This window comes from Rhodococcus sp. NPDC127593 (assembly GCF_042671975.1).
Taxonomy (GTDB): domain Bacteria; phylum Actinomycetota; class Actinomycetes; order Mycobacteriales; family Mycobacteriaceae; genus Rhodococcus_F.
The window spans coordinates 216,670-226,728 of record NZ_JBHXWI010000008.1; the positions used below are offsets into that span (position 1 = coordinate 216,670).

Consider the following 10,059-nt stretch of genomic DNA (forward strand, 5'->3'; position numbering starts at 1 on the left):
GACATGTTAGGGCTCGTCGATGACGGAGTAGCCACTCGCGTCGCCGGCGACGCTGCGGCTGCGCTCGCCCCGGATGTTGACGGGGACGTCGCCGGCCAGGGTGATGCGGTTGAGGCGCCGGTAATGATCGTCGTAGTCGGCGACGGCGTAGTGCTGAGTGGCACGGTTGTCCCAGATCGCGACGTCGCCCGACTGCCAGTTCCACCGGGTCGTGAACTCGAGCGAGATCGCGTGATCCTGCAGGACCCGGAAGAGTGCCTGCGACTGGGTGCTGCTCAGACCGACCAGGCTCTTGATGAAGTGACCGAGCAGCAGTGTGCGCTCGCCGGTCTCGGGGTGCACCCGCACCACCGGGTGCTCCGTCTCGAAGTAGGTGGACTGGAACTCGGCGCGGTACTCCGTCGCCTTCTCGTCCTGCGCGCGTTCCGCGCTGGTCGCCGCGTAGTCGTAGACGTTGGTGTGCGTCGCCCACAGGTTGTCGGCGAGGACCTTCAGCGGCTCGGGCAGCGCGTTGTAGGCGGCGACACCCGATGCCCAGGTGGTGGATCCGCCATAAGTCGGGAGTTGCACGGCGCGCAGGATCGACGCCTTCGGGATGCGATCGACGAACGTGACATCGGTGTGCCAGCTGTTGGCCTTGCCGTAGTCGGAGTCGATGGGCAGCACCTTGGTGCCGCGCGACGTGACGGTCGGATGCGCCGTGGTGGGGGAGCCGAGAAGTTCCGCGAACTCGTACTGCGAGTCGTCGGTCAGATGTTCCTGGCCACGGAAGAAGATCACCTTGTGCTCGAGCAGGGCCTGGCGGATGAGCGACACGGTGGCGGGGTCGAGGTTGCCGCCGAGCCGGACGCCGTCGATCCGGGCGCCGATGTGGGCACCGAGCTTGACTACGCTCGGGGCGTTCTGGGAACCCTCGGCGTCTGTCACGTGCTCGGGCGCGAAATCGATGGACATGGTGAGCCTTTCGGATACCGGAGACGGTGTGGAGTCCCGTAACCGAACCATCGGGCGGTGTGTCGCCGGAAGGATTTGCGTCACCCTGATCGCAAGGGGCGGGCGTGGCCCGACGAACCCAGTTCGCGTACAGCGCGGCGGCCGCTGTCGGGGCGAGCCCGCCGCCGAGAACTGCCGATGTCGATCAGCGGGAACAGTGCGGCCGCCCAGACGGTCAGCCCCACCGAGTCCATGACGAGGAGACGCCGCCGGCGGTGCCTCGCAGGGGCGGGAACTGCGGAACCGGCGCGGGGTGGAGGTACACGCCGACGCGCCCTCCGATTGGTGAAACCGACCGAAGCTGCTAGTTTCGTGTCATGTCTTCAGGCCAGTCGACCGCTCCGCGGGTCACCTATGTGACTTCCGCGCTGGGCTCGCGGCTGCCCTTGGCGCGGGAACTGTGTTGTCGCTGTCTCAGCATCTGCAGCTAATTCGCGCAGCCTTCTCCTGATCGATCGTCCTCGGTCGTCCCACTCTCGGTCTGGGACGGATGCAACGTTCGGACGAAGGTGCGCACCGCCTCCGCTTGCAAGGACTGCCACGTGTCTACCCCCACTCTTTCCAGCCCCACCCGGACCGGTTCCGTATCTCGATTCCAGCGGCCCGTGTCCCGTCCCCGTCTCCATATCGTTCCCCCCGAGCTGCGGATCAGCGACGGCCCGGCCGCCGGTGTTCTGCGGGTCGCCCGGTCTCGCGGGCCGCTGTCCAGGGACGTCGCCGCGAAAGCGACCGGCCTGAGCATCGCCACCGTCAACCGACAGGTGTCGGCGCTCCTCGACCTCGGGCTGTTGCGCGAACGCGGCGACCTCACGCCGTCCGGCGCCATCGGTCGTCCGCGGGTTCCGTTCGAGGTCAACCACGAGCCCTACCTGACGGTGGGCATCCACATCGGCGCGGTCGTGACCAGCATCATCGCCAGTGACCTGCGCGGGAAGGTTCTCGGCGCGGTCGAGGTGCCCACCCCGCAGGGAGCGTCCGCCGACGCACTCGCCGGCATCGCACGCAGCGCGCGGGCCTTCGCCTCCCGCTGGCACCGGCGTCGCCCGCTGTGGGCGGGTGTCGCGCTCGGCGGTCGGGTCGATGCGCAGACCGGTGTCGTCGACCATCCCCGGCTGGGATGGAAGTCCGCTCAGGTCGGCGCCATCATCGCGACCGGACTCGGGTTGCCCGTCTCCGTTGCGGCGCACGTCGAGGCGATGGCCGCGTCCGAACTACTGTTGAGCCCCGACAGCGAAGACGGTGTCGCGCAAGGCGAAACGGGCCTGTACTTCTACGCCCGCGAGACGGCCGGCATCGCCATCACGATCGACGGGCGCGTCCACACGCCGTCGAGCGGTCCCGGTTCCATCGCCCACTTGCCGACCGGCTCGTCGGCGCAGTGCTCGTGCGGTTCACGCGGGTGCCTCGAGGCGACGATCAGCGATCGCGCGGTCATCTCCGCCGCCCTCGATGCGGGCATCCTCGCGGAGTCGAACCAGCGGCCGACGATGAGTGCGCTCTACAAGGCGGCGTCCTCGGGTTCCATTCCCGCACACGAACTTCTGGTGGAACGCGCTCAGGTGCTCGGGAAGACGGTCGCCATGCTGCGTGACCTGTTCAACCCGGACCGGGTGATCCTCGGAGGCCAGGCGTTCACCGAGTACCCGGCCGGCATCCCGCACGTCGCGGAGGCCTTCGCGCAGGCATCGTCGCTGGAGCGCAGGGACATTCGCATCTCCGGATTCGGCAACCGGGTGCAGGAGTACGCCTCGACGGTGGTGTCGCTGAGCACCATCTACTCCGACCCGGTGGGAGCGATGCGCCGGACGTCGGTCTAGCGTCACAGCAATTCGGCAGCCGCACAGGCACTAGTCTGTGCGGCTGCCGAATTCGTGTGCGTCCGTCCGGGCGCCGGCACCCCGGTGGATCTCAGAGTTTGCGCAGCCCGTCGAGGACGCGCTCCATCAGTTTCCGGTCCGGGCCGCTGGACCCGGCCGTCTCGTTCACGGTGACCGCCCCGGCCGCCGCGAGGTCGCCGACGAGTACGCGCGCGACGCCGAGCGGGATCGACGCGAGCGACGCGATCTCGGCCACCGACCGCGGTTCGGAGCACAGCGCGAAGACGCGACGCAGTTCGTCCGGCGCCCGCATCCCGTCCACCACGGTGTCCCCGTCCGCACAGGCGACGATGACCGCCTCCAGTGGCAGATCGACCCCGGACTCGGTCCTCCCGCCCGTCAGAATGAACGGCCGGACGATGGAAACGGTATCCTCCGTCGCCAGCCACTCGGTCGACTCGGCAGCAGCACTGTCGACGGCGTCCGGAGCCTGATCGGCGGGTTCGGAAACGGGTTTCACCTGCTCGGGAGCGGCTTCGGCCGGGCCGGGCTCCACCCACTCGGCGGACTGCGGCGGGCTCGGGTCCTGCTCTTTCCTGGCGCTGCGGCGTCGGCCGGCTGATCCGAAGCGCGCCCCTGTCGCGCCGATCGACGGCCAGTTCTCATCGCTCACAGTCATCGGTTGGGACCCTTCTCGCAGTACCCCACCCACTCCATCGTCCCAAACCCGCGCTTCGTGCGAATGCACCGGTCCCTGTGATTCCGGCTACAGGGTGCGCGCGAGCGTTAGATTTGCTGCGTGACGCACTGGCGGCAGAACTCGGATCCGTTCCTCGCTCCCGATCTCGGCCGGTCCGCGCTGCTCGTCGTCGACACACAGGTGGACTTCGTGGACGGCGGGACGGCACCAATTCCCGGCACCTCGGCGGTGCTGCCGGCGATCGCGCGTCTCGTGGACGCCTACCGGGAGGCCTCGGCCCCGATCGTGCACGTCGTCCGGTTGTACGAGGGCGACGACGTGGACCTGTGCCGGCGCCGCGTGATCGCGGCCGGACTCGGCATCGCCAGACCGGGCACCGCCGGCTCCCAGGTGGCGCCGGAGTTGGGGGTGCCACCGCTCGACCCCGAGTCGCTCCTCGGCGGCGGCCTCCAGGTCGTCTCGCCCACCGAGCACGTCCTGTTCAAACCCCGGTGGAGTTCGTTCTACCGCACCGAACTCGACGACCGCCTGCGACAGTGGCGGGTCGACACCGTGGTGATCGCGGGATGCAACTATCCCAACTGCCCGCGCGCCACGATCTTCGACGCCAGCGAACGCGACTACAAGGTGCTCGTCGCCGCCGATGCGATCTCGGGCGTCGACGCCCGCCACCTGGAGGAGGCGGGGCGGATAGGGGTTCTCCACGCGGAGACCGACGAGATCGTCGAGGCATTGCAGCCACCCGAGATCGAGGTGATCAGCTGAGCGGCGGCGCCGATGTCGCGTCCGGCGGCGCACCCCTCCTGCGCAACTCCGCGCGCGCCCGCTCGATTCCGCCGTGTTCCAACGCCGCGAGTGGTGATTCGTCGGCCCAGACGAGCTCACCGCGACGTCGGACCGTCACACTCATCGAGCCCGCGAGGTGCTCGAGGGCGCCGGGGATGTTGCGACGCTCGGCGGGGAGCGGAACCGGCAGCACGTGCGCCGAGCCCAGCGGGGAACCGCCCTCGATCTCGACGCTCCACGTGCGACCGCGGCCCCGCAGCGACCACCGCTCGTCCGTGACATGTGCCCGGACGGGGGAGGTGACCGGGTTGCCGAGGCGAACCACCGTGCCGTCGGGCAGCGCGACGACGACGGCCGTGACCTCGGTGCGCAGCCCGCCCGCGGTGATCTCGCCGCCCGCGAACGCGACACACGCCTGCCGATCGGCGAAACCCTGAGCCTGGCCCCACCACCAGGAGTCGGGGAATCCGCCCTTTCCCCAATTCTTTTCGCCGTAGACCTGGGCGCCGTCGAGGTCGATCTCGGTGCCGCCCAGCACGGCCGTTCCCTCGGCCCGTCCGCCGAGTAGCCACGGGTGCCAGTACTGGTTCAGCGCGGGCACGGTCTGGAACACACTCGACCCGCCGAGCCTGCGCCGCGGCCACGGGACCTGCGCGCCGATCCGGACGTCGAGGCGGGCGTCCGGCCCGAGATCCACTTGCACGCGGTCGACGGACCCGCGGAACGCATCGCCGGCGAAGGCGCCCAGTCCGGCCGGGTTGGCGTAGCCCTCCGGGTGCGCGGCGGTCCGCAGAAACCGGGTGGGGTGACCGGCGAGCCCGAGCGTCGCCCAGTGCCCGTCCGCGGCCCGGTTGATTCCCGCCAGCGCGATGACGACCTGTCCCGTCGCGGGCTGCGTGAACCGCCAGAAGTAGCCTTCCATCGCGACGTCGTGCGCGGCGAGGACGTTGCCGAACGGCAGATCCGCTCCCGTGGAGCGGTACGCCCGCAGCAATCGCGACATCGGTCAGCTTCCCGGCTGGGGGTGCAGCACCGCCTGCGACTGCGTCACCTGCGCAACAAGTCGGTCCTCGTCGTCCCGCAGTTCGGTGACGACGGCGACCGTGGTTCGTCCGGCGTGCAGCGGACGCGCGGTCGCGGTGACGGTGCCCTTGCGGACGCCGCGGGTGAACACCGTGCTCGAACTCGTGGTCGACGTGGACGCTCCCGCCGGGAGATTGAGAAACGCGCAGACGGCTCCGACACTGTCGGCCAGCGTCATCAACGCCCCGCCGTGCATGCCGCTTCCCGCGGTGGTGCGGTGCTGTTCCCACTCGAGGTGCCCGACGACCTCCTCGGGTGCGGCCTTGGTGAGGCGAACCCCGGTGTGCACGGCGAACGGCATGGTCGCGACGAGATCAGCGGGATCCATACCCGTGGATGCTAGGCGCGGAACCGAACCCGCGCAGGCGGTTCGCGGGGCTGGGTCCCAGACTCCGGTCTCGCCGGGCCGGTCGATCAGAGGGGCAGCGAAGACTCCGCGAGCCCGGCCGGTGCCCCGCGACGGCGGAACCATTCCTGACCGAACGCCGCCCGCAGCTGCTCCTCGGGCATCTGCAGGAACGGGCCGAAATCCCCGATCTGGGTGGCGTGCGCGTGCATCGCGGCGCGCTTGGCGTCCATGGCCGAGGTGACGTCCACGACCGTGGTGATCTCGGAGTCCGGCAGGCCGAACGTGTCGAGGTCCGGTGGCTGGGAGTTCTCGGACCACTCCGGATTCGCGGCCATGAGTCGCCGGATGTGGTCGCGACTGACGGCGGCCTCGTAGACGTGTGGCACACCGGCCAGTTCGGCGGCCCGGATGCCCACGTGATGGACCTGGACGTGATCGGGATGGCCGTAGCCACCGTTGGGGTCGTAGATGGTGACCACGTCGGCGGATTCCTCGACGAGGATCGCGGCCAGCCGGGCGGCGGCCTCCTCGACGTCGACGTTGCAGAACGCGGCGGGATTCTCGTTCTCCGGCGTTCCCGCCATCCCGGAATCCGCGTAGTGCAGCAACACCACACGCTGGGCGCCCAGCAGCGACGTCGACTCCTCCAGCTCGCGGCGCCGACGCTCGGCGAGTGATTCACCCTCGGTCAGGATCCCTTCGGGGGCCTCGCCGAGCGCCCCGTCCGTCGCGGTGACCACGACGACGCGATGACCGGCGTCGGCGGCCTGACGCATCACGCCACCCGTGGTGAACACTTCGTCGTCGGGATGGGCGTGGAAACACACCAGGACACTCATGGGCGCAATACTTGCACGTGCTGGAAGTCGCGGCCACGATCTGTGAGGCTCGACGCGTGCTCGGTACCTATCGTCAGATCTTCGCCGCCCCCGGCTCCGCAGCGTTCTCCGCCGCAGGATTCGTTGCGCGCGTACCGATCGCCATGGTCGGCATCGGCATCGTCACGATGTTGTCCGAACTGCGCGGCGACTACGCACTCGCCGGTGCCCTCGCCGCGGTGTTCGCGCTGACCTACGCGTTCATCACCCCGGTCGTGTCCCGGGCGGTGGACCGGTACGGGCAGTCCCGCGTCCTTCCCGTCGCGTCGGGGATCAGCGCGACGTCCATCGCCGCGATGCTGCTGTGCGTCAGGTTCGGGACGCCCGACTGGGTGCTGTTCGTGTGGGCCGTCCCCGCCGGCTGCATGCCCACGATCGGTGCGATGGTGCGCGCCCGCTGGACCGAGCTGTACCGCGGCACGCCACTGCTGCGGACGGCGTTCGCGTTCGAGGCGGTGGTCGACGAACTGTGCTTCATCGCGGGACCGGTGGTCTCCGTCGGGTTGTCCGTCACGGTGTTCCCCGAGGCGGGACCGCTCGCGGGCCTCGTCCTGCTGGTGGTCGGCACCCTCGCGCTCGTCGCTCAGCGCGGCACCGAACCACCCGTGCATCCGGCATCGCACGACGGCCGCCCGTCCGTCGTCCGGACGCCCGCCGTGTGGATCCTCGTGGCGGTCATGGTGTCGATGGGCACGATCTTCGGCGTCATCGACGTCGGTGCCATCGCCTTCACCCGAAGCCACGACGCACCCGCCTCCGCCACCGTGGTGCTGGCCATGTTCGCGGCGGGTTCCGCTGTGGCGGGCATCGTGTTCGGCGCGATCCGGGTGTCGGCGTCGCTCCGGAAACAGTTGATGGTCGCGGTCCTCGCGGTGGCGGTCCTGACGGTTCCGCTGCTTCTCGCCGACAGCATCCCGGCGCTCGCCGTCGCCTACGCGGTGGCGGGGATGACGGTGGCGCCGATCATGATCGTCACGACCGGTCTCGTCGAGCAGATCGTGCCCGCGGCCGCGCTGACCGAGGGCATCACCTGGATCGTCACCGGACTGGGTGTCGGCGTCGCAGTGGGATCGGCGCTCGCGGGCCGGATGATCGACGAATTCGGCACGACGGCGGGTTACGCGGTGGCGGCGGTCGCCGCGCTGCTGGCCTCTATGGTGACCCCATGGCTATTCGTGAAACAGTCGGCGTCGACGGAACGCCCCTCGTCTACTCGGTGACCGGTGCGCCCGACGCTCGGGCCCTGGTACTCCTGCACGGTTGGGCGCAGTCCTCGAAGTGCTGGGGCCCCGGGGTACTCGACGAACTCGCGGCCCGCTACCGCGTCATCGCCGTCGACCTGCGCGGACACGGCTACTCGGGTGCGCCCGACACCGGCTACGACGACTCCGCGATCTGGGCCGGCGACGTCGACGCGGTGCTCACCGCCGAAGGCGTCACCTCCGGCGCCGTGCTCCTCGGCTGGTCCTACGGCGGCCTCGTGATCTGCGACTACCTGGCGTCCCACGGAACGTCCGCCGTCGACGGCGTGGTCCTCGTCGGAGCCATCACCAGCATCGGTCGCGGGGAGGCCGGCGGCAAGGTCGGTGCGGCGATGCGCGCGGCGATCCCCGACGCGATGTCCGAGGAGCCGCGCGACGCGATCCGCGCGCTGGGCGCGTTCGGCAACGCACTCACCGGACCGCCGGAAGGCAAGGGCGCGCAGTCGCAGGCGCTGTTCGGGGCCAGTCTCGCCACCCCGCCCCGGGTGCGGGCCGCCCTGTTCAACCGGTCCGCGAGCCACGACGACCTGCTCCGGTCGCTCGATGTGCCGGTGCTCGTCCTGCACGGCACCGAGGACTCCGTCGTCGATGTCTCGGCTGGTAGGCACGCTGCAGAACTGATCCCGCAGGCGCGGGCGTCGTTCTGGGAGGGCTGCGACCACGGACTGTTCGTGGAGGATCCCGACAGGTTCGTGACGGAGGTCGGCGAGTTCGTCGACAACCTCGGTTAAAGGGGCCGATCGGTGAGGGAGCACTATGGAGTGGTGACGCCCATGCACAATTCGCGCCCCCGCAGGGTGGCCGTCCTCTCGGTCCACACCTCACCACTGGCGCAGCCCGGTACCGGCGATGCGGGCGGCATGAACGTCTACGTGCTGCAGTCCGCCATCCAGATGGCGCGTCGTGGCGTCGAGGTGGAGATCTTCACCCGGGCCACGTCGTCCGCCGACGCACCGGTCCAGGAAGCGGCGCCCGGGGTCCTCGTCCGCAACGTGGTGGCCGGCCCGTTCGAGGGGCTGGACAAGCAGGATCTGCCGACGCAGCTCTGCGCGTTCGTCGCCGGGGTGCTCCGCGAGGAGGCCCGCCACGAACCGGGCTACTACAACCTGGTGCACTCGCACTACTGGTTGTCCGGGCAGGTCGGCTGGCTCGCCCGCGACCGGTGGGGTGTGCCGCTCGTGCACACCGCGCACACGCTCGCCGCGGTCAAGAATCTGTCGCTCGCCGAAGGTGACACTCCCGAACCGGCCGCCCGCCAGATCGGCGAGCAGCAGGTGGTGGCCGAGTCCGACCGGCTCGTGGCCAACACCACCGAGGAATCCGATCAGCTGGTCCGGCACTACGGCGCCGACCCGAACCGCATCGACGTGGTGGCGCCCGGCGCAGACCTGACGCGGTACCGCCCGGGTGACCGGGCCGCCGCCCGGGCGAAGCTCGGAGTCGACCCCCGCGAGACCGTCGTGACGTTCGTCGGACGCATCCAGCCGCTCAAGGCGCCCGATGTCCTGCTGCGCGCCGCCGCGGAACTGATCGCCCGAGACCCGGAGTCGACACTGCGGGTGCTCGTGGTCGGCGGCCCGTCCGGTTCCGGGCTGGCCCGGCCGGACGCACTGATCGAACTGGCGTCCTCCCTCGGCATCGCCGCGCGGGTGACGTTCCTTCCGCCGCAGGCGCCCGAGCGGCTCGCCGACGTGTACCGGGCCTCGGATCTCGTTGCGGTGCCTAGCTATTCGGAGTCGTTCGGCCTGGTCGCCATCGAGGCGCAAGCCTGCGGCACGCCGGTGATAGCCGCGAACGTGGGCGGTCTCGGCGTCGCCGTCCGGAACGGCGAGACCGGGCTACTGGTGGACGGGCACCGCACCGAGGACTGGGCGACGGCGTTGCAGTCGCTGGTCTCCGAGCCCGGCAGGCTCGCCGCGCTGGCCGCCGAGGCTCCGCGTCACGCGGAGAATTTCTCCTGGGAACACACCGCCGACGGCCTCCTCGAGAGTTATCGGATGGCGACCGTCAACTACAACTACGGACACGGCCCCAGCGAATTCTCCCCGCGTCGCGGACGCGGATTGTGGAAGCTGCGCAGGGCCGGGGGAGTGCGCGCATGAGTTGCCCTGTGTCAAGCCGCCGGTTGTTGGTGGGCGATCAGTCGTTGGAGGGCGCCGTGTTTGTCCGGGTCGTAGGCGAGGTTGTCCTG

The 10,059-nt window shown here is 70.0% G+C and carries 10 protein-coding genes; 5 read left to right on the forward strand and 5 right to left on the reverse strand.

What is annotated here, in order from left to right; genetic code table 11:
• Positions 1-6: 6 nt before the first annotated feature.
• Positions 7-954 (reverse strand): TauD/TfdA dioxygenase family protein, encoded by a 948-nt coding sequence (locus ACFVJ3_RS09995; RefSeq protein WP_378451910.1) that lies wholly within the window; start codon positions 952-954, stop codon positions 7-9.
• 581 nt (positions 955-1,535) lie between these two features.
• On the opposite strand from ACFVJ3_RS09995, the gene ACFVJ3_RS10000 reads away from it, so the two are divergent.
• Positions 1,536-2,810 carry an ROK family protein gene (locus ACFVJ3_RS10000; protein ID WP_378451911.1) on the forward strand — a complete coding sequence of 425 codons (1,275 nt, stop codon included), beginning with the start codon at positions 1,536-1,538 and terminating at the stop codon, positions 2,808-2,810.
• A gap of 91 nt (positions 2,811-2,901) precedes the next feature.
• On the opposite strand, the gene ACFVJ3_RS10005 is transcribed toward ACFVJ3_RS10000, so the two are convergent.
• The gene (locus ACFVJ3_RS10005; protein ID WP_378451912.1) at positions 2,902-3,489 is read right to left on the reverse strand and encodes a DUF742 domain-containing protein; all 588 of its coding nucleotides are present in this window, start codon (positions 3,487-3,489) and stop codon (positions 2,902-2,904) included.
• A 120-nt stretch (positions 3,490-3,609) separates the two neighbouring features.
• On the opposite strand from ACFVJ3_RS10005, the gene ACFVJ3_RS10010 reads away from it, so the two are divergent.
• On the forward strand, positions 3,610-4,275 hold the full coding sequence (locus tag ACFVJ3_RS10010; protein ID WP_378451913.1) for a cysteine hydrolase family protein: 666 nt from the start codon (positions 3,610-3,612) through the stop codon (positions 4,273-4,275).
• On the opposite strand, the gene ACFVJ3_RS10015 is transcribed toward ACFVJ3_RS10010, so the two are convergent.
• From ACFVJ3_RS10015 to ACFVJ3_RS10025, 3 genes are all read right to left on the reverse strand, one after another.
• Complete coding sequence (locus ACFVJ3_RS10015) at positions 4,268-5,299, reverse strand: tocopherol cyclase family protein (RefSeq protein ID WP_378451914.1); 1,032 nt, start codon at positions 5,297-5,299, stop codon at positions 4,268-4,270. The two genes, ACFVJ3_RS10010 and ACFVJ3_RS10015, sit on opposite strands and share 8 nt — an antisense overlap.
• 3 nt (positions 5,300-5,302) lie before the next feature.
• Positions 5,303-5,707, reverse strand: a complete 405-nt coding sequence (locus tag ACFVJ3_RS10020; RefSeq protein WP_378451915.1) for a PaaI family thioesterase — start codon at positions 5,705-5,707, stop codon at positions 5,303-5,305.
• An 86-nt stretch (positions 5,708-5,793) separates the two neighbouring features.
• On the reverse strand, positions 5,794-6,567 hold the full coding sequence (locus ACFVJ3_RS10025) for a PIG-L family deacetylase (RefSeq protein ID WP_378451916.1): 774 nt from the start codon (positions 6,565-6,567) through the stop codon (positions 5,794-5,796).
• A 56-nt stretch (positions 6,568-6,623) separates the two neighbouring features.
• Between ACFVJ3_RS10025 and ACFVJ3_RS10030 the strand changes: the two genes are divergently transcribed.
• The 3 genes from ACFVJ3_RS10030 to mshA are packed head-to-tail and all read left to right on the forward strand — an operon-like array spanning position 6,624 to position 9,970.
• On the forward strand, positions 6,624-7,826 hold the full coding sequence (locus tag ACFVJ3_RS10030; protein WP_378451917.1) for an MFS transporter: 1,203 nt from the start codon (positions 6,624-6,626) through the stop codon (positions 7,824-7,826).
• Entirely contained in the window at positions 7,772-8,599 is an 828-nt protein-coding gene (locus tag ACFVJ3_RS10035; protein WP_378451918.1) for an alpha/beta fold hydrolase, read from the forward strand. The genes ACFVJ3_RS10030 and ACFVJ3_RS10035 overlap by 55 nt, the downstream gene beginning before the upstream one ends.
• A 12-nt stretch (positions 8,600-8,611) precedes the next feature.
• Positions 8,612-9,970 carry a D-inositol-3-phosphate glycosyltransferase gene (mshA, locus tag ACFVJ3_RS10040; protein ID WP_378451919.1) on the forward strand — a complete coding sequence of 453 codons (1,359 nt, stop codon included), beginning with the start codon at positions 8,612-8,614 and terminating at the stop codon, positions 9,968-9,970.
• Positions 9,971-10,059: the final 89 nt, after the last annotated feature.